Genomic DNA, 26,664 nt, shown 5'->3' with positions numbered 1-26,664 from the left:
AGGATGACCGTCGATGGCGAGCCCCGAGAACCCCCTGTTCCGGCTGACGCACACGAAGATCCAGGCATTCCAGCGGTGCTGGAAGAAGTACTGGTTCTCCTATGTGAGCGGGCTGGAATGGCCGCCGAACCGTGATTCGGCGGCTTCGCTTGTCGGCAACGGGGTACACCGGGCGATGCAGAAGCTCTGCGAGACCGGGAACGCCGAGGACGGGGAGCACGAACTCGACCTGTATCTGCGGATGCCGAAACACGCTGTCGCCGGGCCGGAGACGGAGCATTACGGGCTTGCGATGGAGATGTACCGCAACGGGATCGCGGCGCACGAGTCGATCGGGAGCGAAGCGCGCTGGGCCGAACTCGACACCTGGGTGCCGTCGAAATCGCGAGGCATCACGGTCCGGGCGAAGGTCGACCGGGCGGACCGTTTGGCGGCGGGCCGTTGGCAGCTCATCGATTGGAAGACTGGCCGATTCGACCTTGACGACACGGTCGATGCGCAGCTGGACATCGCCCACCTGGTCCTGCGGACGATGCTCCGTCTGCCACGGGAGGCGAGCGTGCGGGCCGTGGGCTGGAATCTTCGTTCCGGCCAGCAGCGCGTCCGTGAACTCACCCGCGATGATGCCTTGAAAACCGCGGACTACCTTGGCGGCCTCGCGCAGCGGCTCGGGTCGCTGAGCGAGTTCCCGGCGACGCCCGGGCCGACCTGCACCTTCTGCGACTGGCGCGATCGCTGCGACGAGGCGAAGCAGGTGGAAGAACTTGGGGCCGACTGGCTGGATATGGATTGGGAGCGCGAGGCCAACCCGTTTTAGGCTGCCGGGCGGGCTATCCCATGAGCCCGGCTGAGCGGGCCCAGCGATACTTCGCACCGAGGACCTGGACCGGCGTCTCGGTGGTGTAGGCGAAGGCCGGGATGTTGTGGCGATAGAGGAACGCCGCCGCTTCCTCAACTTCCACATCGCCGGCCAGCGACGCGACGACGGGCTTGTGGATCCCCTTCGCCTTCATCTCCTCCACGACATCGACCACGAGATTCGCGAAGACCATGGGCGGCGTGATGATGGTGTGCCAGTAGCCGAGGATGATGGAGTGGATGCGCTCATCTTCGAGCGCGAGGGCGACGGTATTGCGGTAGGTGGTGGGTGGCTCGCCGCCGGTGATATCGACCGGGTTACCTGCCGCCCCGAACGGTGGGATGAATTTGCGGAAGGCGGCATCGAGGTCGTCCGGCATCTTCATCAGCTCCAGGCCGTTGTCCACGCAGGCGTCCGAGAGAAGCACGCCAGAGCCGCCGGCGCCGGTGATGATGACGACGTTCTCTCCCTTCGGTGTCGGCAACGCGGGGAGGGCGCGGGCATATTCGAGCAGGTCCCGAAGGGCGTACGCCCGGATGACTCCCGCGTTGCGGAGTATGTCGTCGTAGACGCGGTCGTTGCCAGCGAGTGCGCCCGTGTGGGAACTCGCGGCCTTCGCCCCGGCGCTGGTGCGGCCGGCCTTGAGCGCGATGATGGGCTTCTTCCTCGAGACTCTGCGGGCGACCTCGGCGAAGGCGCGGCCATCCTTTAGGTCCTCGAAGTGCTGGGCGATGACCTGGGTGTTGTCGTCCTGTTCGAAGAACGTGAGGAGGTCGTCTTCGTCGATATCGGACTTGTTGCCAAGGCCGACGATTGCCGAGACCCCCATCCCCGCCGAGCGGCTGAAACCGACGATGGCCATGCCGATCCCGCCCGACTGGGAGGAGAGAGCGACCTGGCCCTTCACGTCGTAGGCGGTGCAGAAGGTCGCACAGAGGTTCTTGTGTGTGTAGTAAAAGCCGTAGATGTTCGGGCCCATGAGGCGGACGTTGTACTGTTCGCCAATCCGCTTGATCTCTTCCTGCGCTTCCACATTCCCCGTTTCAGCGAAACCGGAGGGGATGAGGACGGCGCCGGGGATGCCCTTCTCGCCGCATTCGATCAACGCCCCGGGGACGAGTGCGGCAGGAATGGCGAAGACGGCCATGTCCACATCTCCCGGGATATCCTTCACCGACCGGTAGACGCGGATGCCTTCGATCTCATCTGCCTTGGGGTGAATCGGGTAGATCTTCCCGGCGTAACCGCCGTTGATCAGGTTCTTCATCACCGAGTTGCCGATCTTGCCGGACTCGGCCGAGGCGCCAATAACCGCGACGGCGTCGGGCTTCATGATGCGGTTCATGGCGCGGACGATTTCGTCATGCGGTGGGCGCCGGTGAGCCGGCCGTGGCGCGAAGTCGAGGGCGATGCGGGCATCGACGGCCATCGCTCCTGCTGCAGTGGCCAGGACCGGATTGAGATCCAGCTCGCTGATCTCGGGGAAGTCCGTCACGATCCGGCTGACCTTTTCGACGATGCCGGCGAGGGCGGCCCGATCCACGGCTTCACTGCCTCGCACGCCGTCCAGCAACCTGGCCGCTCGGATGGACGCGAGCATGGAATGGGCTTCTTCGCTGGTCGCGGGGGCCAACCGGAAGGTAACGTCGCTCAGCACCTCGACGAGGACACCGCCGATACCGAAAGCGACGATCTTGCCGAAGCTCGGGTCGGTGACTGCCCCAACCAGGACTTCGAGGCCGGCGGGAGCCATCTGTTGGACCTGGACCCCGTCGATACGGGCGTCCGCCCGGTAGCTCCTGGCGTTTGCGACGATCGACTCGTAGCCGGCACGGACGGCGTCCTCGTTGGCGACGCCGACAAGCACTCCGCCGGCATCCGTTTTGTGGGCGATGTCCTGGGAAGCGATCTTCAACACCACCGGGTATCCGAAGGAGTTCGCCAGCCTGGCCGCTTCTTCCGCGGAGGCGGCGATGCCGTCACCGGGGATGGGGATGCCGTAGGCCTCGCAAATCGTGCGGGCATCGGCGGCGGAGAGGAGCGTTCTTCCCGACGAGCGGGCGGAGTCGATGATCTGGCGGACGGCGGTCGAGGCTTCGGCAGTCACTATGGAAGGGTTCCTTAGGTCAGTTTGGTTCGGTGCGCGGGCGAAGCAACTGCACCGCCTCTTCGACGAGAGGGTGCAGGTCCGCGCCACTGGTTTCGGCGTACTCTACCAACTGACGGCGAAAGCGTGGTTCCCAGAAGCTGCGGATGTGCCCGGCCACGGCGGCGACCGCTTCCTCGTGGGGATACGCCTGCCAGAACCGCGCGATCTCGTTGGCGCGGTGGACCATCTTCTCGGTTTCCACTCAGCCTCCGGTGACCTCTGCGGAGCGGCCCTTGCGGCGCGTCGTGTCGCGCCGGGTCTCTTCATAGTGCTCCTGCCACTCAGAGGGCCGGCTGGTCTTGCGTACCTGGACGGCGGTGACCTTGTACTCGGGGCACTCCGTTGCCCAGTCGGCGAACTCCGTCGTCACGACGTTCACCGCGGAACCCGGGAAGTGGAAGGTGGTGTAGACGACGCCCGGCTGCATCCGATCGGAGATACGGGCGTGGAGCGTCGTCGCGCCGGCACGGCTGGCGAGCTCGACGAGGTCTCCTTCATTGACCCCGCGATTCTCGGCGTCCCAGGGGTGGATTTCGAGTACGTCTTCGTCGAACCAGGCGACGTTCGCGGTCCGGCGCGTCTGGGCGCCGACGTTGTACTGGCTCAGGATGCGCCCGGTCGTGAGGAGGAGGGGGAAGCGGTCGGTCGTGCGCTCATCGGTGGCGACGAATTCCGTGATCATGAACTGGCCCTTGCCACGGACGAACCCGTCGGCGTGCATCACGGGTGTGCCTTCGGGGGCCCTTTCGTTGCAGGGCCACTGGATGCTGCCGAGGCGGTCCAACTTCTCGTAGGTCACGCCGGCGAACGTCGGAGTGAGGCGAGCGATCTCCGCCATGACTTCGGAAGGATGGGAGTAAGCCATCTCGTAGCCCAGGGCGTTGGCCAGCGCCATTGTGATCTCCCAGTCGGCCAGGCCGGCTCTCGGGGGGATCGCCTTGCGGACGCGGCTGATCCGGCGTTCGGCGTTCGTGAAGGTGCCGTCCTTTTCCAGGAACGAGGATCCCGGGAGGAAGACGTGGGCGTAGCTCGCGGTTTCGTTGAGGAAGAGGTCCTGGATGACGACGCATTCCATTGCTTCGAGCCCGGCGGTGACGTGGCGGGTGTTCGGGTCCGATTGGACGATGTCTTCGCCCTGGATGTAGAGGCCCTTGAACGTCCCATCGACGGCGGCATCGAGCATGTTCGGTATGCGCAGGCCGGGTTCGCCGCCGAGGCGGACGCCCCAGACCTCTTCAAAAACCGCGCGCACGCTGTCATCAGAGACGTGGCGGTAGCCGGAGAACTCGTGCGGGAAGGAGCCCATATCGCACGAGCCCTGGACGTTGTTCTGGCCCCTCAGGGGGTTGATCCCGACGCCGGCGCGCCCGAGGTTCCCGGTGGCCATCGCCAGGTTGGCCATGCCCATCACCATCGTCGAGCCCTGGCTGTGTTCGGTGACACCGAGGCCGTAGTAGATGGCGGCGTTGGCTGCGGTCGCGTAGAGGCGCGCGGCGCCGCGTACGGCTTCCGCCGGAACGCCGGTGAGCGTTTCGACCGCTTCTGGAGCGTGGCGTTCTTCGGCGATGAACGCGCGCCAGCTGTTGAAGGCGGCGGGATCGCACCGTTCCGCCACGAATGCCTCATCGACGAGGCCCTCGGTCACGACGACGTGGGCGAGCGCGTTGATGACGGCGACGTTCGTGCCCGGGCGCAGGCCAAGGTGGTACTTCGCCTTGATATGCGGTTGTTGGACGAGGTCGATGCGGCGGGGATCGATCACGATCAGATCCGCCCCGTCACGAAGCCGTCGCTTCATTCGCGAAGCGAAGACCGGGTGGGCGTCGGTCGGGTTGGCGCCGATCACAACGACGACATCCGCCTGGTCGATGGAGTCAAAGTCCTGGGTGCCGGCGGAAGTGCCAAAGGTTGTCTTCAGCCCGTAGCCAGTCGGCGAATGGCAGACCCGGGCGCAGGTATCGACGTTGTTGTTCCCGAAGCCCGCCCTGACCAACTTCTGGACCAGAAAGGTCTCCTCGTTCGTGCAACGCGACGACGTTATCCCACCGATCGAATCGTTGCCGTACCGGGCCTGGATTCGTTTGAACTCGCTGGCCGCGCGCCCGACTGCTTCCTCCCAGCTCACTTCGCGCCAGGGATCGGTGATCTTCTCGCGGATCATCGGGCTGAGGATGCGGTCGCGATGTGTGGTGTAACCCCAGGCGAACCGTCCTTTCACACAGGAGTGGCCGTGGTTGGCCTTGCCATCCTTGAACGGGACCATCCGCACGACATCGTTCCCCTGGAGCTCCGCCTTGAAGGCGCAGCCGACGCCACAGTAGGCGCAGGTCGTCACGATGCTGTCCTGCGGCTGCCCCATCTCGATCACGCTCTTTTCGGTCAGTGTCGCGGTCGGGCACGCCTGGACGCAGGCTCCGCACGAAACACACTCCGAATCGAGGAAGAGCATGTCCCCAGGGGAGATCTTCGAAGCGAAGCCGCGGCCCTTCACGGTCAAGGCGAAGGTGCCCTGGGTCTCCTCGCAGGCGCGCACGCAGCGTGAGCAGACGATGCATTTTGCCGGGTCGAAGGTGAAATAGGGGTTCGATTCATCCTTCGCGGCGTCGAGGTGGTTCGCGCCTTTGTAGCCGTAGCGCACTTCCCGCAGGCCGACCGCTCCGGCCATGTCCTGGAGCTCACAGTCGCCGTTGGCTGGGCACGTGAGGCAGTCCAATGGGTGGTCGGAGATGTAGAGCTCCATCACGCCGCGGCGCAAGCGAGCGAGCTTCGCCGATTGAGTGGTGACCTTCATGCCCGCTTCGACGGGCGTCGTGCAGGAAGCCGGCGTGCCCTTGCGGCCTTCGATTTCAACGAGGCAGAGGCGGCACGAGCCGAATGGTTCCAGGCTGTCGGTGGCACAGAGGCGCGGCACGCGCACCCCGGACTCCATCGCGGCGCGCATGACCGACGTACCGGCGGCGACCGCGACCGGCTTTCCGTCGATTTCGAGGGTTACGCTGGGCGCCGGGTCGTGAGCGGGGGTCCCGTAGTCAGTCTCTTTGACGAGCGTCATGGTGTGGTCTCCTCGCGCACCCGCGGCGGGCGGTCGAAGTCCTCCGGGAAGTGCCGAAGGGCGCTCCCCACAGGATACGGGGTCAGGCCCCCCAGCCCGCAGAGGGATCCATCGCGCATGACTTCGAGCAGATCGTCCAGCAGTTCCAGGTTGGCGGCGCGGTCCTCGCCCGCGACGATTCGGTCGATGACTTCGACGCCGCGGGTGGAACCGATACGGCACGGGGTGCATTTGCCACAGCTTTCGACGGCGCAGAACTCCATGGCAAAACGCGCCTGACTCGCCATGTCTACGGTGTCATCGAAGACGACGACACCGCCGTGGCCGAGTAGCCCGCCGCGTTCCGCGAAAGCTTCGTAGTCGATGGCGGTATCGAGCAGCGATTCCGGGAAGTAGGCGCCCAGAGGGCCGCCGACCTGCACCGCGCGCAGCGGCCGGCCCGAGGCGGTACCGCCGCCGAAGTCTTCGATCAACTGGCCGAGAGTAATGCCGAAGGGCACTTCGACCAGCCCGGCTCGGCGCACGTTTCCCGCGAGCTGAATGACCGCCGTACCGCGTGAACGGCCCGAGCCCAGTTCGGCGTGCTTCTCCGGGCCGTCGGCGAGGATCATCGGTACCGTGGCGAGTGTGAGCACGTTGTTGACAACGGTAGGCCTGCCGAACAGCCCGCTGACGGCGGGGAGCGGCGGACGCGGCCGGATGATGCCCCGCTTCCCCTCGAGGCTCTCGAGGAGGGCAGTCTCCTCGCCGCAGATGTATGCGCCGGCGCCCAGGCGGACGTCGATATCGAAGGCGTGGCCACTTCCCGCTACTTGCTCCCCGAGGTAGCCATTCTCCCGCGCGATGGAGACTGCGCGGACCATGGACGCGAACGCGGCCGGGTACTCCGACCGCACGTAGACGTAGCCGCGGGTGGCGCCAACCGCCAGCCCGGCGATGGCCATCCCTTCAATCAGCGAAAAGGGGTCGCCTTCCATGAGCATGCGGTCGGCATAGGTACCGCCGTCACCTTCGTCGGCGTTGCAGACGATGTACTTCTGCCCCTCCGGCTCGTCGAGCACGGTCTTCCATTTGATGCCGGTCGGGAACCCGGCCCCTCCGCGCCCGCGCAGCCCGGAGGCCGTGACGGCGGCGACGATGGCCGCCGGGTCCATGGTGAGCGCACGTTTCAGCCCGACGAACCCGCCGTGGGCGGCGAAGTCCGAGACCGAGTGCGGTTCGATGATGCCGCAGCGTTGAAAGGTCACTCGCTGCTGGCGCGCGAGATACGAGATCTGGTCGACCGGCCCGAGCCGGAGATGGTGTGGGGCGCCGTCGAAGAGACCGGCGTCGAAGAGCCCGGGGACGTCGCCAGGCTCCACCGGGCCGTAGGCCACCCGCCCCGACGGGGTGACGGCTTCGACCAGCGGTTCAGCCCACAATGCCCCCCGCGAGCCATTGCGCCGCAGTTCGACTTCAAGCCCGCGACGACGGGCCTCGCCGACTATCTCCTCGGCGACATCGTCCGCACCGACAGAGCACGCAGCGGAATCGAGTGGTACGTAGACGATCAAGGCTGCCCCGCCACGAGCCGCGACGCCTTTTCGGGAGTGACCCGGCCGTGAAGCCGTCCACCAACCGATATCGCCGGCGAAAGAGCACAGTTACCGAGGCAGTAGACCGGCTCGATTGCGATAGCCGCACCGGCCGCGGTTTCGCCCATTCGCGCTCCCGCAAGGTGCTCGATGTGTGCGACGAGCGCTTCACTGCCCATGGATCGGCAGGCGTCGGCCAGGCAGATCTTGATGACGGAGCCGGCGGGGGGTTCGCGCCGGAAGTCGCTGTAGAACTCCACGACGCCAACAACTTCGGCCGTGGAGAGCACCAGGGCTTCCGCAACGAGCGGGATGGCTTCCGCGTGAATGTAGCCAAACTCCGCCTGGAGCGCGTGCAAGACCGGCAAGCAGGCGCCGGGAAGGTCCTGGAGCGCGCCGATGACGGCTCGCGCCCGGGCCTCGTCCCAGGGGGAGAAGGCGCTGCGGTCAGTCACGAATGCGGCTCCGGCCGGAGTAAACGTTGAATCCGCCCGGCTTCAGGAACCCGGCGAGCGTGATGCTGAATGCCTGCGCGATGTGGACTGCGAGGCTCGAGGGGGCGCCAACCGAGGCGACGATCGGGATTCGCGCCCGGACAGCCTTCTGGAGGAGCTCGTAGCTGGCACGACCGCTTAGAAGGATGGCTGTGCGCTCGAAGGCCGGAGCTTCGCCGGCCAGGAACCGTTCGCCCACGAGCTTGTCGAACGCATTGTGGCGGCCAACATCCTCGCCGAGCGCGAGGAGGTCGCCTCCCGGCGTGAAGAGCCCTGCGGCGTGGACGCCGCCGGTGGAATCGAAGCCGCGCTGGGCCGCCCGCAGGGCCCCCGGGAGGCCCATTACCGTGGCCGCGGAAATCTTCGTTGAGACTGGAAGAGCCTGGCACCCGTCCATCGCCAGGGCCGCGAGAGATGCCTTGCCGCAGACTCCGCAGGCGCTCGTCGTGGTGAAGTTGCGTTTCTGGTTCTCGAGGTTGACCTCAAGGCCGGGACGGAGCGTGACGAGTACGGTGTTGCACCGCTCTGCATCGGATGGCACATCACGGCAGTAGTCGATCTCTTCGATGTCATCCCGTCGCGAAACGAGGCCCTCGCCGAAGAGGAATCCCGCGGCCAGGGCGAAATCCTGGCCGGGCGTCCGCATCGTGATGGAGAGGGGAGTCTTCTTTCGCCGGCCGCCTTCGACGTGGCTGATGCGGATCTCCAGCGGTTCTTCGATCGCGAGTTGGTCGGAGACGCGCTGCCAGGAGCCGTCGTGAAAGCGATGGATGTCGTGATCCAGCTGGCTGGCGTACCGGTTCAGGTGCGGTTCCTCCGGCTCGCGAGTTTAGCACGCCCGGCCGGGCGTTTCCGGTATGCGAGGACACCGCCGATCGGGCGTCCCTGCCCTTCCGAGGCGGACATTTGGCCGGGCCCGGCCAACCCGGGGTCACTCCCCCGGTGCGCGGGCCGGCGTCTGGTGGCGGGCCGTTGCGGATCCGGGCAAGGGAGCCCAGACGGGTGCCCTCCATGGCGGCAGCGGGCAGACCGAGGGCCGCCGTTGCGAGCGTTTCGACGCCCTGGAGGCCAAGGCCGAAACCGATCCCGACCGCCCAGGGGATGCCCGCACCCTGGAGCATCGTCGCGACAGCAATCTGGAAGGCCCCGATGTTGCTGGGCCAGAAGGGGAAAAGCGTGATGGCGTTCGTTGCGACCACGACGAGGCCGGCCGGGGCTATCGATAGCTCGATGCCGAATGCCTGGAAGGCGACCCAGACGCCAGCAACCTCGATAGTCCAGCCGGCCGACTGGAAGGCGAGCGCCCGGCCGGTTGTCCGTGGCGAGTGGAGAGGCGAGAGCCCGGCGCGAATCGCCGCGATACCCCGGCCCAGCGTCCCGCCGGGCGCGACTGGGTCGTTGCGGCGAGCGAGCACAACGGCGACCACAAGCAGCGCGATGCTCACGCCGAAGACGGTGAAAACCTCGGTCTCTGCGGCCGGGGGGATGCCGACCGAGAGGGCGAGGAGCAAGATCAGGACGCCAAGAGGGACGACATCGATGAGCCGGTGTGCGGCGACGGCCCCCGCGACGACACCCCAGTCCTTCTCCGGGTCTGCGAGCCGAGCCGAGTAAACCCCGATCTTCGTGAGTTCTCCGGTTCGACCGGGGAGGACCGCGTTCACGAGTTGTCCCAGCAGGTAGGCGCGTTCTGCCGCGTGGGCGCCGGCTTCCCGCCTGCCCAGGGCCCCTGAGAGCAACACCTGCCAGCCGAACCCACGTACCAGGAGGGACCCGGCGTTGGCGCCGACGGCGAGTGTCGCCCAGCGCCAGTCCACGCCCGCCAGTGTCCCGAAAACTTCGTCGAGCCGCGGGCCGGTCGCGATGAAGACCAGGGCGACCAGTAAAAGAAGGGCGAGCGAGACGATCTGGCGGATACGCGGCCGGACGCCCCGCAGCGCGAATGTCCGCAATCCATCCATTCGCGAAGTATGACGGCTTCGGGCTCGCGGGGGTGAGCCGGGCGCCGGCCGGGCGATGTGCATCTCCCGCCCCGGCCGCTTAGGATTCGCCGCAATGTCGAACGAGCCGGTCGGAGTCCTGATCGTCGGCGCCGGTGCCTCGGGCGCGGCCTTCGCCTGGAGCATGGCGGAAACCGGCACGAGCATCCTCTGCCTTGAGCAGGGCCCCTGGATGCACCAGAAGGACTACCCCACGAACCACCTGGACTGGGAATCGCGCGCCATGGGGCCGTTCGCGACCAGCCCGAACGTCCGGAACCTGCCGTACGACTACCCGGTGAACGAGGAGCAGTCCGACATTTCGCCCTTGATGTACAACGCCGTGGGCGGCAGCACGATCCTCTGGGCCGCCCACTTCCCGCGCCTCCAGCCGTGCGACTTCCGGGTGAAGAGCGACGACGGTGTCGCCGCCGACTGGCCGGTCGATTACGCGGCACTCGAACCGTACTTCGCCGTGAACGACCGGATGATGGGGATCGCGGGACTGGCAGGGGACCCAAACTATCCGTACCACGAGCCCCCACTCCCCCCGCTGCCCCTCGGCCGCGGCGGCAACCTTATGGCGGAGGGTTTCGAAAAGCTGGGCTGGCACTGGTGGCCGTCGGAGAGCGCGATCATCACGCGCGAGTACGAGGGCCGCGCACCCTGCATCAACCTCGGGCCGTGTACGAGCGGCTGCTCCCAGGGCGCCCGGGCGAGCACGGACATCACGTACTGGCCGGTTGCCCGGCGCAAGGGCGTGGAGGTTAGGACGGGCTGCCGGGTGAAGGAGGTCACTGTCCGGCCGGATGGGCTTGCCGACGGTGTCCTCTATTACGACGCGGAGGGTGTCCTGCAGGAGCAGAAGGCGGAGATCGTGGTGCTGGCCTGCAACGGCATCGGAACACCTCGTCTCCTCCTGAACTCGAAGAGCCCACAGCACCCGTACGGGCTGGCGAACAGCAGCGGGCTGGTCGGCAAGAACCTGATGTTTCACCCCTGTGCGATGGTCACGGGCGTCTTCGACGAACCGTTGCAGGGCCGCCGCGGGCCCATCGGATGCTCGTTCTGGAGCCACGAGTTCTACCGGACAGACCTGGAGCGTGGCTTCGTGCGAGGGTATTCGCTCCAGGCCCGGCGGGGCCTCGGTCCCGCTCAAACGGCGCTCTGGGGCATGTCGCGCGGGTCCATCCCCTGGGGTGAAGGGCACCACGAGGCCTACGACCGGCTCTACGACCACAATGCCGGCCTGATCGTCATCGGCGAGGACCTGCCGGAGGAGACGAACACGGTCACGCTGGACCCCGAGCTGACCGACAGTCACGGCATCCCGGCGCCGAAGCTCAACTACCGGCTGAGCGCCAACAGCCGGAAGATGCTCGACCACGGCATCGAGCGGGCGTCGGAGGCTCTGAAGGCGGCGGGAGCGGTGGAGACGATGGCCGACCCGCTCATGCGCGGCGCCGGGTGGCACCTGCTCGGCACGGCCCGGATGGGGACGGATCCGAAGACCTCGGTCGTGAACGAATGGGGCCGCGCCCACGATGTGAAGAACCTCTTCATCATCGACGGGAGCATCTTCGTGACGGCAGGCGCCGTGAACCCCACGTCGACCATCCAGGCGCTCGCGCTCTACATCGCTGATCGGATAAAGCAGAACATCGAGGTCCTCTTCGAGTAGCCATGACGGACACGCAGACGCCCCTTCGCGACCCATCATTCATGCAGGCTCTCCTCGACCTGGTGATCCCACCGGGGAGGGACGGGAGGATGCCCGGCGCCGGGAGCCTCCGGCTGGAGGCCACGGTGGCGGCCGACATCGAGGCAGATGATCGCCTCGGCCCGGTTGTGGCACGAGGCCTTGAGTCGGTGCGGGACGCCGCACTCGCTCGCAACCCCGGCGGGTTTGTGGCGCTTTCGGGCAGCGAACGGCTGGCGGTGATCAACGGCCTCGGCGCGAAGGACGGGATGCTGATGTTCGCGATCGCCCGGCACCTGTACACCGCGTATTACCAGCATCCGCGCGTCCTCGAGGCCCTGGGCGAGCCTGCGCGGCCACCGTTCCCGGAAGGGTTCGAGGTAGAACCGACGGATCCTCGGCTGCTGGAGTTGTTGCAGGCCCGAGCGCGCCGCTAGGTCCCTGGTGTTTGGCCCGGGCACGCGAGTCGACCAAGCGGGCATTGCCTGACCTGCGTCATATCCGGCTCGCTGCCCGACGGAGTGAACTACGGGGAACGTTCGGAAAGCGTAGGCACCCAGTGTCGTATCGGTGGGCAGTCATCATCGGCCTCGTTTCGGCGGTCAACTCGGCCGCGATGCTGGTGAGCCTCTCGGTGGGAATCATGCTGCCGGACATCAAGGAAGAGTTCACCCTGAACCCGGCCCAGGCCGGCGCTCTCGGGTCGGTGAGCCCGCTTGCAACGATCCTCCTGAGCGTCCCGCTCGCGGCGCTGATAAGCCGATTCAACCCGCGGTTGATGATCTTCGCCGGCGCGGTGCACATGGCGGTGTTCGGGTTGCTGATGGCGTGGGCGCCGAGCTATGAACTCACGCTGATCTTCCGCTTCATCTTCATGATCGGACTGGTCGGCCGCCAGGCGAGCATGGCCATGCTCATCCACCAGTGGTTCGTTGCCGGAGAAGTGGCACGGGTCCAATCGGTCACGCAGGTAATCACCAGTTCGGTGCAGATCGCAGCCTTCGCCGTGCTCCCGTGGCTGCTCGTCTGGCTAGATGGGTGGCGAAACACCTACTTCGCCCTGGCCAGCCTCCTGGGTGCGACCGCGCTGGTCTGGCTGCTAGTGAGCCGTGACCGCGAGACGGAGAAAGAGGCGCCGCCGCCTACGCTCGAGAAGGAGCGGACCCCCATGTCGGCCATCCTGCGCTACAAGGTCATCTGGTACTGGGGCGTCAGCACGGCGTTCTGTCTCGTCGGGGTGTCGGCCTTCACGACCTTCTTGCCCAGTTACCTGCACGATGAACGCGGCCTCTCGCTGGGCATGGCCGGCCTGATTACGGCGGCTATCCCGCTCGGCAACGTGGTCGGGGCGATGCACGCTGGCTGGGTGCGCAATACCGTGACCGTCCGCCGCCAGCAGATGTATATCACGGGTGTCCTCTGCAGCGCCGGGATGATGACGATGGCCCTTGCTCCAGTGTCGTGGCTGGTCCCGGTCGGGGCGTTCGCGCTTGGGTGGGCCTGCATGCAGGTCTTTCCGACGATCATGACGCTGCCCTACGAGCTCCCGGGCATCAAGCCGCGCGAAGTCGCAGTGGTGTCGTCGTTCCTGTTCACCCTCTTCACCTTCGGTCTCGTCGTCGGTCCGCTGCTCGCTGGCGCGGTCCAGCAGGCGACCGGGTCCCTGCGGACCGCATTCCTGGTGGTGCCGTTCGTGCACATGGGCATCTTCATCGTGGCCTTCGCCTCTGAGCACGGGCTGCCGCCGATGCCCCGGGTCCAGCGCAACAGACCCCGGGCTCCCGTACCGGTTCCCGTGGCCGGCGGAGACTGAGAGGCTCGCCGATGCGATGGGGATACATCCTTGGCCCGCTCACCCTGGCGCCCGTACTGGCGTTGTGCTTCTTGCTTCCCCGGCCTGGACAGACCGAGCGCTTGCACTTCGACAGTGCTGCCCTGTCCCTCCTTGTCTGCCATACCCCGGGGGTTGCACTTGTCTCCCTTCCCGGCGACGAAGCCGGGGAGCCGATCGGAGCAGCGGACACGCGGTGAGGTTCCGACAGCCTCGCGGCGCCGAGGACTTGGACGGACTGGTGACGGTCCGCAGGCAAAAATCGGAGTAGATCCCCTAGGCTCGCCAGCCGGCCGCCACGCTGGAGATCCCGGCGCCATAGCTCCAAAAAGGGGTCGAACGGGCTGCCGCTTTAGCTCCTTTCGGCCACGGATTGGCGTGCCGGGCAGTGCGATGCTGGATGGCGGGCGCGGCGTGTCCCCGGGTACCAGGAGGAAGAAGACATGGCCAGTCTCGGGAGATGGTTGAAGACCGCCTTCGAGCAACACTGGCGTGCGCTGGTGTTGCTGATTCCCCCCATCGGGTTGGTTGTCTGGGCGTCAGAGTGGGAGGGGCTGCTGTTTGTCCTTATCCTACCCGCTTCAGCCTTCGCGATTGGGTTCGTGCTGAGGCCGCGTCATGTGTGGTTCATCTGGCTCTGCGCCGTGGTCATTCAATGGCTCGCGATGGCTGCGCTCGGGAAGTACGCCGACCCGGAAGGCGAGACACCGTTCAGTTTGACGGTCGAAGCGTTCGCGTGGATGGCGATGGGTGTCCTCCTACCCGTCTGGCTGGGAAGGACAGTCCGCAACCTGGTCGAGGCGGGGCGCCACTCCGGCCCAACCCCAGCGCGCCCCGCCTGAGTCTCGGGCGCCGCCTTGGGCGGAGACACGGCGAGGGGGGCTTCCTGTCCGGCAACCCCCTCGCTCTCGGTCACGACTGCCTCGCTGAGATCAGGCGAGGTCGAAGCGGTCGAGACTCATAACTTTGTCCCACGCAGCCACGAAGTCACGCACGAACTTCGGCTGCGCGTCATCGGTCGCGTAGACTTCCGCGAGCGCACGCAGCTGGGAGTTGGACCCGAAGACGAGGTCGACTCGGCTGCCGGTCCACTTGATCTCGCCAGTCTTGCGATCGCGGCCTTCGAAGGTCTCTTCGGCTTCGGAGGCTGCCTGCCACGTTGTCCCGATGTCGAGCAGGTTGACGAAGAAATCGTTGGTCAGGACTCCCGGCCGCTTTGTGAGTATGCCGAGCGCTGACCCGTCGTAGTCCGTGCCCAGGGCACGCATGCCGCCAACAAGGACAGTCATCTCGGGGGCGGTCAACGTCAGGAGGTTGGCCCGTTCCACCAGCAGCTGTTCCGCCGGTTTGTTGCGTCCGGCACGGAGGTAGTTGCGGAAGCCGTCCGCGGTTGGTTCGAGCACGGCGAACGATTCAGGGTCGGTCTGTTCCTGCGATGCGTCGGTGCGCCCCGGCGCGAAAGGCACCTGGACATCGTGTCCGGCGTCCTTCGCGGCCTTCTCGATCGCGGCGCATCCGCCCAAGACGATGAGGTCCGCAAGCGAGACGCGCTTCCCGGTCGCCTGGGAGCTGTTGAATTCTTCCTGTACCTGCGCCAGCCGCTGCAACACCTTCGCCAGTTCGGATGGGTTGTTGACGTCCCAGTCCTTTTGCGGCGCGAGGCGAATACGCGCGCCGTTCGCCCCGCCGCGCCTATCGGTGCCCCGGAAGGTCGCGGCCGAGGCCCAGGCGGTGGTGGCGAGCTGGGAGACCGACAGTCCGGAGCCGAGGATCTTCTCCTTAAGCGCGGCGATGTCCTGCGCGCCGATCAACTCGTGCGTGACCGGTGGGACCGGGTCCTGCCACAACTGCGGTGCGGCAGGGACGAAGGAGCCGAGGTATCGCGAAATCGGGCCCATGTCGCGGTGGGTGAGCTTGAACCAGGCCCGGGCGAAGGCGTCGGCGAACTCGGTGGGGTGCTCGTAGAAGCGCCTCGAGATGGGGCCGTAGACCGGGTCCATCCTCAGCGCCAGGTCGGTGGTCAGCATCACCGGGGCGTGCCTCTTCGCCGGGTCGTGGGCATCGGGCACGGTGGTCGCCGCGGACGGGTCGGTTGGAATCCACTGCCATGCGCCGGCAGGGCTCTTCACCAGGTCCCAGTCGTAGCCGAACAGTGTCTCGAAGAAGCTGTTGTCCCACTGCGCCGGCGTCGGTGTCCAGGCGCCCTCGAGCCCGCTGGTTATCGTGTCGCCACCACTGCCGGAGCCGTAGTCGCTCTTCCAGCCGAGGCCCATCTCCTGGAGAGGTGCCGCTTCCGGTTCGCGGCCGACATGGCTTGCGGCAGCCGCGCCATGAGTCTTGCCGAACGTGTGGCCGCCGGCGATGAGCGCAACCGTCTCTTCGTCGTTCATCGCCATGCGCCGGAACGTCTCGCGAATGTCCTTCGCCGCGGCGAGCGCGCTGGGCATGCCGTTCGGGCCTTCCGGGTTCACGTAGATGAGGCCCATCTGGACGGCGCCGAGGGGATTCTGGAGTTCCCGGTCGCCGCTGTAGCGCTCATCTCCGAGCCATTCGCTTTCGGGGCCCCAGTCAACGTCTTCAGGCTCCCACACGTCCTCTCGCCCTCCGGCGAATCCGAACGTCTTGAATCCCATCGACTCCAGCGCGCAGTTGCCCGCGAAGACCATGAGGTCCGCCCAGGAGATCTTCTGGCCATACTTCTGCTTGATCGGCCAGAGAAGTCTGCGCGCCTTATCGAGGTTCGCGTTATCGGGCCAGCTGTTGAGGGGGGCGAAGCGTTGCATTCCGCGCCCGGCGCCACCGCGTCCGTCGCTGATGCGGTACGTTCCCGCGCTGTGCCACGCCATCCGGATGAAGAGCGGCCCATAGTGACCGTAGTCGGCGGGCCACCAGTCCTGCGATGTGGTCATCAGCTGGAAGATGTCCTGCTTGAGGGCATCCAGGTCGAGGGTCTTGAACTCCTCGGCGTAGTTGAAATTCTCGCCCAACGGATCTGCGAGCGGGGAGTTCTGGTGGAGAACGGACAGGTTCAACTGGTTCGGCCACCAGGTACGGTTCGATGCGGTCAACTCGTTCCTCCTTCTGGCAATCTGCTGAAGACGCCGCCGCCCGCAGGCGAATGCCCGGCGCTCCTGCCAAGAGTGAATACCATTGTGCCGTGTCACGTTAGCTGATGCTTGGCGGGCCTATCGCGAAGGCGTCGCCAGGTGTGCGGCGCCGAGATCGGACGGGTTGCAGGGGGCCTGGGTTCGCCGCCGCTTTGGACGATTGGGGGAGCACACCTCGTCAGGACCTACTCGAACACACCCTCAACGAGACACTCGGCTATCTCGTCCTCCGACATGCCCAGGAATTCCGAGCAGACCTCCCCGATGTGCTGACCCAGGGTAGGTCCCGCCCAGCGAGGACCCTGGGGGCTCTTCGAGAGCTTGAACGCGACTCCGTCGTACGTGTGGGGCCCTATCACGTTGTGTTCCAGCGTCTTGAAGTGCTCGCGGTGCTTCATCTGCGGGTCTTCCCAGACATCGTGCTCGTTCGCAACGAGCCCCGCGGCGATGCCTGCGCTTTGCATCACCCGCACGACGTCTTCCGGTGAGCGGGTCGAGGTCCACGCCTCCACGAGACGGTCAAGTTCCTCTTCGTTCTGCTTTCTCTCCAGCAGCGTCTGGAACTTCGCATCGTTCGAAAGCGACGGATCGCCCACGGCGGCGCAAAACGCCTCCCACTCGTCGTCCCGGTGGACGGCGATCGCCACCCAGCGGTCCGCGCCCTGGCACCGGTAGGCGTTGTGCGGGGCCGCATCGGGGACCCGGTTTCCATCTCGCGTTTGAACGCGTCCGTTGACGGTGTAGTCCATGATGACCGGTGCGAGAAAGGTGACTCCCGCCTCGAACTGCGAGAGGTCGATGTACTGGCCCTTGCCGGTTCTCCGGCGAAAGTCCAGAGCGGCGATCACCGCGGCGGCGCTGAAGCGGGGGGAGATGAAGTCGGTGTAAGCGCCGAACACCGCTGCCGGCTCGCGGTCTGGCCACCCCATCAGGTGGTTCATTCCGGCCACTGCAGCGGCGTGGTTCCCGTATCCGCGAAAGTCGGCGTGTGGCCCGTACTGCCCCTGCTGACAGGTGCTGAAATAGATGATCTCCGGCTTCACTTGGCGGACGCTCTCGTAGTCCATCCCCCAGCGCGCCATCACTCCGGGGGTGTAGCCTTCGGCCAGCACGTCGCACCATTCGATGAGCTTCCAGGCGATCGCCCTGGCCCTGGGCAGCTCCATGTTCAGGGTGAGGCCGAACTTGCTGGCGTTGTAATTGGGTTGCCAGGCGCTGCGGTCGAGATCCGGAATCCGGTCCTTGAACGGGCCAGCCGTCCGGCAGACGTCTGGCCTCAGGCGCGACTCCACGTGGACTGCCGTGGCTCCGTGGTCGGCCAGGTACCTCACGGTCAGAGGCCCAACGGCGCCACTCGTGAAGTCAAGAACCTTTAGCCCTTCGAAAGGCCACTGCTTCTGCATCTTGCCGGTCCCGCCTCCCTGTCCCGCGTTCAAATGACACCCGCCCGCCTGAGGCTGGAGAGTTGCTCCCGGTTGAGGCCGAGCTCTTCTTCATAGATTGCGACGTTGTGTTCGCCGATGAGCGGAGCGCGTCGCCACTCGCTGAGCGGCGTCTCGCTCAACTGGATGAACGGACCACAGTAGGTGAGCGTGTCGTTCAACTCGGGATGCTCCACCCGGACGAAGAAGTCTCTCGCCGCCAACTGTGGGCTCTCAGCAACATCCCTGGAGTCCTGGTAAGGGCAGCCGAGAATCTTGCGCGCGATGCAACCCTCGTAAAGCTCAGCCTTCGTGTGCTTCTTGATGAACGGGCCAATGATGTCTTGCTGCATGTGGTCGAGCTCGGCCTGGGTGAGCGACTGGTAGTTGAACTGGCTCCAATCGTAGCCTTTCAGGTCGCCTGCCATCCCTTCCTCGTCGATCCAGTCGACCAGGGCTGCGGAAGACAGGGCGAAGGACTTGAGCGAACCGCCCCCGATGGTCACCAGGAACAAACCATCGGCGCATTCGTACGTCGACTGGATGTGGATGACGGAGCCGTCGGGCCTTCGGATGCCCCGCTTTGCGCTCCCGCGAGGGATCACATCCCCGTACATGTCCCAGGTGGGCATCATGAGCTGGGTGGATGTGTGAAGGGACTCCAGGATCGAGACGTCAACGAGCTGCCCCTCGCCAGTGCCGGCCCGGGCATAGAGAGCCGTCAACGCGGCGACTGCCGCCTCGGCTCCCCCGTGGAGGTATGCCTGTGGGAAGGTGAGTTGATTGGGCGCCCGGTCGGGATCTCCGTTCGGAAACATGAAGCCGCTCATCGCCCAAAGGACCAGGTCGCTGGACCTGTAACCTTCATCCACGTACGGCCCCGTCTGGCCGAAAGGTGTGATCGACACCAGGATGAGGCCGCCGTTCAGCTTCTCCAACTCGGGATAGCCAAGCCCCAGGCGGTCCAAGTACCCCGGCTCGAAGGACTCGATGACGATATCCGCGCCTTCGGCCAGGCGCTTGAACAGCGTCCTCCCGGTGGTGGTCTCGATATCGAGCGTGATGCCGCGCTTGTTGGTGTTGTAGGCCGCCCAGTAGAGGCTCTTCTCCGCCTCGGGCTGGTCATGGTAGTAAGGGCCGAGACGCCGCCCGGGATCGCCACCGGGGCGTTCTATCTTGATGACGTCGGCGCCCATGTCGGCGAGGATCTTCCCGCACAGAAAGCCCTTCTCATCGGTGAGATCGAGGACCCGGTATGGCGTGAGCAGGCGCTGGCCGATTCGCTCCTCGGTCATGGACAGCAGTCCCCAGGGAGTTCGATCTGCATGTCTTCTTCCCGGGTTCCCGGGAGGACTCCATGCGATTTTGGAGAGATGTTGACCAGGTCGCAGGCGGCGACGGTCATCAGCGCGCTCTCATCGCTGGCCGAGGATTCTTCTCGCCAGACCATCTAGTAGATCGTGTCCATGGATGCGAGCCAGCGAACGAGCTGGCCGACCATGATCATCTCGTTGGTTGCGTGGTAGATAGGCCCAAGGCGGGCATCGCGGTAGAGCTTCTCCATGGGAAAGTCCCGCATGTAGCCGTAGCCGCCGAAGACCTGCATCGCCTGGTTCGTCACACTGACAGCGACATCCGAGCTGTAGATCTTCGCCATTCCGTTGTAGTTGTTGAAGCCCGTCTCCTGATCGTTCTCCCAGGCCGCCTTCAGCATCAACAAACGGGACGTGAGGATTTTGATCGCCATGTCGCAGATTGCCATCTGCACGGCCTGGTGGAAGATGATGCGGGCGCCCCCCTTATAGCGGATGCGGGCGTAGGCGAGCGCCTCTTCGTAGGCACGCCGGGCGATTCCGTTGAAGACCGCCGCCACTTCGACATCTCCGCCCCGGACCCGCGGTCTGGTCATGTAGTCCTTCAGTTCATCCGACTTGGGAACACGGCAGTCCTGGAAGATGACTTCGCCGTTCTGCATGAGCCGCTGGCCCATCTTGTCCTCGATGTGGCCGTATGAGACCCCCGGGGCGTCCGCCGGGATGAGGAAGAGTCCCATCCCGACGTCAGGGCTGGCCTGTCCCTTTCGCGCGGAGGTGAGCATCAGCTTGCTCCGGCCGGCCGAAGTGATGAAGCGCTTGGTGCCGTTGATGATCCAATCGTCACCGTCCTCCACCGCCACCGTTGTCATCTCCCGCTGCTCCAACTGCGGAACTGTGCTCTGCATGGCCCACTCGGCCGGGAGAATCGGCCCATTGTTCGCCCGCCCGGCAGCGAAGTCGCGCGGCGAAAGGTTGCCGGCGACACCGTGCTCCGTCCAGGGGAGGCTCATGAAGAAGCGTTCTTCCGGGTCGTTCACGCATGCCCGGAACCACTTTTCCTTTTGCTCCTCGGAACCGGACTCACCGAGGGTAAGGAGTTGCATGTTATGGACGAAGTACGTGCTCCCGATGCCGCCGTCTGCCCAGGAGAGCTCCTCCACAACGAGGCAGGTCTCCACTTCTCCCAGGCCGAGGCCGCCGTACTTCGCCGGGATCAGCGTCTTGTTGAACCCCAGCCGATTCCCCTTTTCGTAGATGTCCCAGGGGAAGATGGCCGTCGCGTCCGTCAGGCGGTCCAACTCCTGCGCTCGCGGTTTTACCTCCTTGTCCGCGAACTCATGCGCGAGCTTCCTGATCGCTTCCTGTTCTGGTGTCAGACTGAAGTCGATGGCCACGGCGGTCCTCCTCTAAGACGGATTGACAACTGCTTGCAGCACAGCGAGGCCCTTGGGCCACAGCAAGAGCGAACCGCGCAGCCTCTCGGTATGACCGCCATCATAACCGCGGCGACCCGGTTCACACGGATCGTTCGGCGACCAGCAGCAACCCCATTTGGAACCCTGCGCTGCCGCCGCATCGGGCGACTGGCCGGGTGTTCAGGACTGTGGTGGCGCGCCGGGGAGGAGCCGCCGTGCTATCCGTGCCGAGTTCAGCCGCGCGCCGGAATCCGCTCGTTATTGAGCTCCGCACAGGTCAAAAGGCACATCGTCAAGGGCACCGATGCACGCTAGCGGCCGGCATTACGCGGTGACAGAGTGTGCGGAACGGAGAGGGGAAATCTGATGAAGGATCAGCTGTTCGAACCCATCACGATCATGGGTCTTGAGTTCAAGAACCGTATCGTCCACGCGCCTACGACTATGAACATGTCCGACCCCGACGGTCACGTTACGGAGAGGACGGTCGGCGCCTACGAATCCCTGGCCAAGGGCGGCTTCTCCTCCGTGCAGGTCGGTGCGACCTGCGTCCGCCGAGACGGCCTCATCAACGAGCGCATGCTCGGCATCTATGACGACACCTACGTCATCGGTTTTCGCGACGTCGTGGAGGTCATACACAACAATGACGCCCTCGCGGGAGTCCAGCTTTTCTACGGCGGCCTCATCCCGGGTCTCGCCTCCACGACGCCGCTAGAGCCCGGGAAAGGCTGGATCCCGGGTACGGTGTCTTGGGGCGCCAGCGACAAAGCCATCATCGGCAACCCCCAACCCGGGATCGTCAGCACGGAAGGCTATGAGGAGCTTGTCGAGTGTTACGCCCAGGGGGCCAGGCGCGCTCGCGAGGCAGGATTCGACTACGTCGGATACCACTTCTGTCACGGCTCGCTCCCGCATACCAACCTTTCCCTGCTCTCCAATGTGGACAGGACGGACAAGTATGCGGACCGCTTCCTGTTCATAGAGGAAATCATCAAGCGAACCCAGCAACTGTGCGGCCCCGACTTTCCTCTCATGCCTCGAATTTGTTGCGATGAGAACCTGGTGGGCGGCTTCGATATCGCGTACTTCGTCGAACACTATGCAACCCGGCTTCAGCGCCTGGGTGTCGCCGTCATCGACTGCACGTTCGGGTCCATGATCCGGGCGGCGAGCCGACGGCAGGACGTTACTTCTGGCGAGTTCATCGGTGGCGGGTTCTACACCCCAAACCTGGTGAACCTGGAAAACATCCAGACGGTCAAGCGCCTCTTCAAGGAGCGCGGCATCGACACCCCGGTCATCGGCTCCTGCAATCTGGGCACGCCAGAGCAGGTGCGCGCGATGGTCGTGGAAGGCGGGGCAGACTTCGCGGGTGTATCCCGTTTCTCGCTCGACGACCCGGAGTTCCCGAACAAGATGCGTTCGGGGCGGGAGCGCGAAATCCGGAAGTCGACGCGGACCGGGGCCTCGCTACTCCACGGAAACATTTTCGGGAAAGGCTACGCGGGCTCGCCGCAGAACCCCGAGTTTGGTCGCGAGCGTGAATACCGCCTGGTTCCAACCGGCCACCCGAAGAAGGTCGTCATCGTGGGCGGGGGCAGCGGGGGTATGGAGTACGCTCGCGTGGCGAAGCAGATTGGACACGAGGTCGTGCTCTTCGAGAAGTCGATGCGGCTCGGCGGTGTGATGGATTGGTGCGGCAACTACCCCCACCTGCCCAACGTGGAGTCCATTCGCTATCAGCCGGAGTACCACGCCTACCAGATGGAGTTGCTGGGAATCGACTGCCGGCTCGGCTGCGACGCGACACCCGAACTCATCCTCGCCGAGAAGCCGGATGTGGTGGTGATCGCCACCGGGGCGCGAGCCAAACTCCCGCCACTGCCAGGGATGGAGGAAGCCCGGCGCGCAGGTCGCATCCTGACCATCGACGAGGTACTGTCCCGGGATAACCCGACCGATCCAGGCGGCAGCCCTGTCATCTGGGGCGCCGGCGAAGGATTGGAACTTGCAGTGGAGTTGTCGCGAAAGGGACGCAAGCCGCGCCTGATCGACTCGAGCCCGGCGCTTGCTCTACCACCGTATCTGCTGTCGCGCGCGGGACACGTCCTGCGCTGGCTCGCCGAGGCGGGAGTTGCCATCGAGACCGGCGTCACCGTCCGGGGCATTGGGCCGGTGGGCCTTCTGGTGAGTAGAAACGCCGATCCCCGGCAACCCGAAGCGGAACCGGACGAGATACTCTGCGACCGCGTGATCGTGTGTCTTGGCCGTGAGCCGGAGAACGGTCTCAAAGGGATTCTCGAGGACAAGGTCGCCCAGGTGCAGGTCCTTGGGGATGCCAGGAAGCCCCGCTCCTACGGCAACGCCATCCATGAGGCGGCCTACCTGGCCCGCCAGATCTAGTGTCTGGCTTCGAGGAGATGGCCATGGAAAATGGCAACTGATGCACATCGTCGTTTGCATCAAGCAAGTGCCCGATCCCCAGGCTCCCGCGGGCTCGTTTTACGTTGATGAAGCGGCCAATGAGCCCCGCTGGTCTCCCCCGGCGGAGAACCTGATCAGCACCTTCGACCTCCATGCCCTCGAGGCGGCAGCCCAGATCAAGGACGAACACGGCGCCACGGTCACCGTCATCTCTTTGGGGCCGCCCGATGTCGAGGTCGCCCTTCGGCGAGCGCTGGCGGCCGGGGGTGATGCCGCGATCCGCCTGGACACCGATGCTGCCCCCGATGGCGACAGGCTCGCCGTTGCCCGCGCGCTCGCGGCTGCCGTCCGCAAGCTTGGCCCGGTCGACCTGGTGCTTGCGGGGCGCATCGCCGTCGACTGGGACATGGGACATGTACCGATGATGCTGGCCGAACTTCTCGGGGTGGCCAACGCCAACCCGGTCGTTGGACTCGTGCCCGGCGACGGACGAGTCGTGGTGAAACGGCTCACCGATGACGGCCACCAGGTCATTGAGCTCCCTCTCCCCTGCCTCCTCGCCGTCAGCAACGAAATCAACGAACCACGCTATCCCACGATGCGTTCCGTCCTGGACGCGCAACGCAAACCAGTTGCCACCTGGACGGCTACCGACCTGGGCCTGGAAGACGTGAACGGTCCGGGAGTCTCGATGGTGCGACTCATCGGGCGAGACTTGTCGAGGGCGTGCGAGTTGGTGGAAGGCTCGACGCAGGAGGAGGCCGGCGAACTGCTCGCCGACCTGCTCGAGGCGAGAGGACTGGTTTGAAACAGGAAAGGACCGTGGCGTGAGCAACGTGCGACGCGTGATCACCGTGCTGAACCGCAACACCGGCCGAGACGGCGCGAATGCACAGCTCATCGGGGCTGGTCGCCGGTTGGCGTCGGCGATTGCTGGACGTCTCACGGCCCTGACGCTCGAAGCCGAGGAGGCGGCCGGCAGCCAGTGGATCATCGACCCTGGTGCCGACGAGGTGGTCCGCATTTGTGCTCCCTGGCTGAGTCACTACCAGTCCGACGCATATGTGGCGGCGCTGGCGGAGGCGTGCGCCCGGCTCGATCCGGACATCCTCTTGCTTGCCCACGACGCCGTCGGCCGCGAAGTCGCCCCCCGCCTTGCAGCGCGCCTGGGCGCCGGGCTCGTCACCGAATGCACCTCGCTGGGAGCGGACCCGAATACCGGAGAGTTCATTGCCAGCCGCCCGTGCTTCAGCGGTAAGGCCGTCTCCGAGTGGACCGTGGCCGGGCCCCGACTGACGATCGCGACGCTCCGGCGCCAGCCGATTTCAGACCTGGGCGAGGACCCGATGCAAGCCGGGAACGTCGAGACGATTTCGCTGGCGCTCCGGCCTCCGCTTCGCGAGAAGTTGATCGAGGAGGTTGTGCCGCCTCCCGGACAGGTCAAGCTGGAGGACGCGGGAGTGGTGGTCGCAGTGGGGCGGGGCGTTGGGAGCGAGGAGGCCTTCCGAGAGCACTTCGTGGAAGGCCTGGCGAGCGCGCTGGGGGCCGCCTGTGGGGGCTCTCGCGGCGCCGTTGACATGGGCATCATCTCTCCCGAACTCCAGATCGGGCTCACCGGGCGCGTGGTGAGCCCCCGGCTTTACATCGCGGTCGGCCTGTCGGGCTCGCCACAACACATGGCTGGCTGCTCCGGCGCGGGCACCATCGTCGCTGTTAACACCGACCCCCAGGCGCCGATCTTCGGCTACGCGCACTACGGCGTGGTCGGCGACTATCGCCGTGTGATCCCCTCCCTGACGCAGCGCCTGAAGAAGTTGGCCGCGAAGGCTCTGTGAGGCCAACATGTTCTTAGCAAGGCGGCCCGGCGACTCCCCGTGACACGCCAGGAACCGTGCGCCGCCGCAAGCTAGTGCGGTCGGCTACAACCACGTGGAGGGTGCCCCGGATGAGCCCCGAGTTCCTGATCACTTCCCTCATCATCGTCGCCACGCCGGGCACAGGCGTGTTGTTCACACTGTGGCCGGACTCTCCCGCGGGGCACGAGCGAGCCTCGTGGCGGCGTTAGGCTGCACCCTCGGCATCGTGCCGCATGCCGTCGCGGCCTTAACGGGGCTGGCGGCCGTATTGCACACGAGCGCGGTCGCCTTCGAAACGCTCAAATTCCTCGGCGTGGGTTACCTGCTCTACATGGCGTGGCGAACGTTCCGCGAGACCGGTTCGCTCTCCGTGGAGCACTCGACGGCCGCGCCCTCGGCGCGTCGCGTCATTGCTTCGGGCGTGCTGGTGAACCTGCTGAACCCGAAGCTCACGATCTTCTTTTTCGCGTTCCTGCCCCAGTTTGTCGGGCCGGATGAGCCAAACGCATTGTTGAGAATGCTCCAGCTCAGTGCCGTCTTCATGCTGCTGACGCTCCTCATCTTCGCCTTCTACGGCGCCTTCGCTGCGTCTGTCCGGCAGCACGTGACTTCAAGGCCGCGAGTGATGACCTGGCTGCGCAGGTCGTTCGGGGGTGCGTTCGCCGCTCTCGGTGTTCGCCTGGCCTTCGCCACGCGGTAGTCGATGGGGCGAGCGGAGCGGGGGTTCAGGTAAGGGGGGCCCGTGAGAAGTAAGGCAGCAGGACAGCACGCGCCCGAAACGGTCGAACGAGTATTCCGCGCGGGCAAGCTTCCAGCCCTCTGCCGCCCTTACCTCACCCTCTCGAGGACGACGACCGGGATCCGACGTTGCGTTTTCGCCTGGTACGCAGTGAACGCCGGCATTGCCGCCGCCTGCTGGGCGTAGAGGCGGTCGCGCTCTTCGCCCTCGGGAACCACTGCCCGCATTTGGAACTGTTCGATGCCGACTTCGACGGTGACTTCGGGGTGAGCCAGGAGGTTCAAGAACCAAGCCGGGTGCGCACTCGCACCGCCCTTCGAAGCAATGATGATGAGATGGTCGCCATCCCGGGTGTAGACAACGGGCGTCGTTCGGGGCTCGCCGCTCTTTGCGCCGGTCGTGGTAAGCAGGAGGAGAGGTTGGCCCTTGAAGAGTCCGAAGGTCTTCCCCTCGTTGGCACGAAACTCCTCGATGATCTTCCGGTTGTAGTCGGCGTCGATGGCGATCCGAGCGACCGTTTCGGGGGTGATGTCACGCGACCTGGCTTTGGCGGTCCCGTCATCAGGAGTTGCATCTGCCACCGGTCTACCTCTTCCATGCCGTTGCCTCGGGAACCCGGCGCCGAGGCAGCGAACGCTCTGGCTCCCGGGGCGGAGAGGATAGCACCGGTCTCCGGGGCTGTCTCGTTTGCCTTCGAACCCGACCAGCGCTGCTCAACGACGTCATGTTGACCCGTTACACACAAC

General features: G+C 65.6%; 20 protein-coding genes and 2 pseudogenes. 9 read left to right on the top strand and 13 right to left on the bottom strand.

Annotation, left to right across the window (positions count from 1 at the left end; genetic code table 11):
* Window positions 1-13: 13 nt before the first annotated feature.
* Window positions 14-817 carry a PD-(D/E)XK nuclease family protein gene (locus IPG14_RS13640; protein ID WP_343392176.1) on the top strand — a complete coding sequence of 268 codons (804 nt, stop codon included), beginning with the start codon at window positions 14-16 and terminating at the stop codon, window positions 815-817.
* Between the two features lie 13 nt (window positions 818-830).
* Here IPG14_RS13640 and IPG14_RS13635 read toward each other — a convergent pair whose 3' ends face one another.
* The 7 genes and pseudogenes from IPG14_RS13635 to IPG14_RS13605 form a co-directional block, all read right to left on the bottom strand.
* Window positions 831-2,966: an acetate--CoA ligase family protein gene (locus IPG14_RS13635; protein ID WP_343392175.1), complete on the bottom strand. Its 2,136-nt coding sequence runs from the start codon at window positions 2,964-2,966 to the stop codon at window positions 831-833.
* A gap of 19 nt (window positions 2,967-2,985) precedes the next feature.
* Window positions 2,986-3,210 (bottom strand): formate dehydrogenase subunit delta, encoded by a 225-nt coding sequence (locus IPG14_RS13630; protein ID WP_343387436.1) that lies wholly within the window; start codon window positions 3,208-3,210, stop codon window positions 2,986-2,988.
* Window positions 3,211-6,060 carry a formate dehydrogenase subunit alpha gene (gene fdhF / locus IPG14_RS13625; protein ID WP_343392174.1) on the bottom strand — a complete coding sequence of 950 codons (2,850 nt, stop codon included), beginning with the start codon at window positions 6,058-6,060 and terminating at the stop codon, window positions 3,211-3,213.
* Entirely contained in the window at window positions 6,057-7,613 is a 1,557-nt protein-coding gene (locus IPG14_RS13620; RefSeq protein ID WP_343392173.1) for an NADH-ubiquinone oxidoreductase-F iron-sulfur binding region domain-containing protein, read from the bottom strand. Before IPG14_RS13620 ends, fdhF begins: the two co-directional genes overlap by 4 nt.
* Window positions 7,610-8,089, bottom strand: a complete 480-nt coding sequence (locus tag IPG14_RS13615; RefSeq protein WP_343392172.1) for an NAD(P)H-dependent oxidoreductase subunit E — start codon at window positions 8,087-8,089, stop codon at window positions 7,610-7,612. Before IPG14_RS13615 ends, IPG14_RS13620 begins: the two co-directional genes overlap by 4 nt.
* Entirely contained in the window at window positions 8,082-8,900 is an 819-nt protein-coding gene (gene fdhD, locus IPG14_RS13610; protein WP_343392279.1) for a formate dehydrogenase accessory sulfurtransferase FdhD, read from the bottom strand. Before fdhD ends, IPG14_RS13615 begins: the two co-directional genes overlap by 8 nt.
* Window positions 8,901-9,168: 268 nt before the next feature.
* Window positions 9,169-10,089, bottom strand: a pseudogene (locus IPG14_RS13605) (lysylphosphatidylglycerol synthase transmembrane domain-containing protein); the annotation flags it as partial.
* Between the two features lie 94 nt (window positions 10,090-10,183).
* On the opposite strand from IPG14_RS13605, the gene IPG14_RS13600 reads away from it, so the two are divergent.
* The 4 genes from IPG14_RS13600 to IPG14_RS13585 all read left to right on the top strand — a co-directional run bounded on the left by IPG14_RS13600 (window position 10,184) and on the right by IPG14_RS13585 (window position 14,479).
* Complete coding sequence (locus tag IPG14_RS13600) at window positions 10,184-11,788, top strand: GMC family oxidoreductase (RefSeq protein WP_343392171.1); 1,605 nt, start codon at window positions 10,184-10,186, stop codon at window positions 11,786-11,788.
* 2 nt (window positions 11,789-11,790) lie between these two features.
* Window positions 11,791-12,243, top strand: a complete 453-nt coding sequence (locus IPG14_RS13595; RefSeq protein WP_343392170.1) for a hypothetical protein — start codon at window positions 11,791-11,793, stop codon at window positions 12,241-12,243.
* A 122-nt stretch (window positions 12,244-12,365) separates the two neighbouring features.
* On the top strand, window positions 12,366-13,619 hold the full coding sequence (locus IPG14_RS13590; protein WP_343392169.1) for an MFS transporter: 1,254 nt from the start codon (window positions 12,366-12,368) through the stop codon (window positions 13,617-13,619).
* A gap of 461 nt (window positions 13,620-14,080) precedes the next feature.
* A complete protein-coding gene (locus IPG14_RS13585; protein WP_343392168.1) occupies window positions 14,081-14,479 on the top strand; it encodes a hypothetical protein in 399 nt (132 codons plus the stop codon).
* 90 nt (window positions 14,480-14,569) lie between these two features.
* Here IPG14_RS13585 and katG read toward each other — a convergent pair whose 3' ends face one another.
* From katG to IPG14_RS13560, 5 genes are all read right to left on the bottom strand, one after another.
* Window positions 14,570-16,705, bottom strand: a complete 2,136-nt coding sequence (gene katG / locus IPG14_RS13580; protein ID WP_343392167.1) for a catalase/peroxidase HPI — start codon at window positions 16,703-16,705, stop codon at window positions 14,570-14,572.
* A 224-nt stretch (window positions 16,706-16,929) separates the two neighbouring features.
* Window positions 16,930-18,147, bottom strand: coding sequence for a CoA transferase (locus tag IPG14_RS13575; protein WP_343392166.1), 1,218 nt, complete (start codon window positions 18,145-18,147; stop codon window positions 16,930-16,932).
* A 29-nt stretch (window positions 18,148-18,176) separates the two neighbouring features.
* A complete protein-coding gene (locus IPG14_RS13570; RefSeq protein ID WP_343392165.1) occupies window positions 18,177-19,460 on the bottom strand; it encodes a CoA transferase in 1,284 nt (427 codons plus the stop codon).
* Window positions 19,457-19,615 carry a hypothetical protein gene (locus IPG14_RS13565; RefSeq protein WP_343386086.1) on the bottom strand — a complete coding sequence of 53 codons (159 nt, stop codon included), beginning with the start codon at window positions 19,613-19,615 and terminating at the stop codon, window positions 19,457-19,459. The genes IPG14_RS13570 and IPG14_RS13565 overlap by 4 nt, the downstream gene beginning before the upstream one ends.
* Window positions 19,616-20,875, bottom strand: coding sequence for an acyl-CoA dehydrogenase family protein (locus IPG14_RS13560; protein ID WP_343392164.1), 1,260 nt, complete (start codon window positions 20,873-20,875; stop codon window positions 19,616-19,618).
* 387 nt (window positions 20,876-21,262) lie between these two features.
* Between IPG14_RS13560 and IPG14_RS13555 the strand changes: the two genes are divergently transcribed.
* From IPG14_RS13555 to IPG14_RS13540, 4 genes and pseudogenes are all read left to right on the top strand, one after another.
* Window positions 21,263-23,302 carry an FAD-dependent oxidoreductase gene (locus tag IPG14_RS13555; protein ID WP_343392163.1) on the top strand — a complete coding sequence of 680 codons (2,040 nt, stop codon included), beginning with the start codon at window positions 21,263-21,265 and terminating at the stop codon, window positions 23,300-23,302.
* Window positions 23,303-23,342: 40 nt separating this feature from the next.
* Window positions 23,343-24,131: an electron transfer flavoprotein subunit beta/FixA family protein gene (locus tag IPG14_RS13550; RefSeq protein ID WP_343392162.1), complete on the top strand. Its 789-nt coding sequence runs from the start codon at window positions 23,343-23,345 to the stop codon at window positions 24,129-24,131.
* Window positions 24,132-24,150: 19 nt separating this feature from the next.
* Entirely contained in the window at window positions 24,151-25,158 is a 1,008-nt protein-coding gene (locus tag IPG14_RS13545) for an electron transfer flavoprotein subunit alpha/FixB family protein (RefSeq protein ID WP_343392161.1), read from the top strand.
* A 110-nt stretch (window positions 25,159-25,268) separates the two neighbouring features.
* A pseudogene (locus IPG14_RS13540) lies at window positions 25,269-25,879 on the top strand (LysE family translocator).
* Window positions 25,880-26,007: 128 nt separating this feature from the next.
* Here the strand turns inward: IPG14_RS13540 and IPG14_RS13535 are convergent.
* Window positions 26,008-26,499, bottom strand: a complete 492-nt coding sequence (locus IPG14_RS13535; protein WP_343392160.1) for a nitroreductase family deazaflavin-dependent oxidoreductase — start codon at window positions 26,497-26,499, stop codon at window positions 26,008-26,010.
* Window positions 26,500-26,664: the final 165 nt, after the last annotated feature.

This window comes from Candidatus Amarobacter glycogenicus (assembly GCF_016704105.1).
In the GTDB taxonomy this organism is placed as follows: domain Bacteria; phylum Chloroflexota; class Dehalococcoidia; order Tepidiformales; family Tepidiformaceae; genus Amarobacter; species Amarobacter glycogenicus.
Note: the sequence above shows the minus strand (reverse complement) of the source record. Positions and strands in the feature narration are given on the sequence as shown.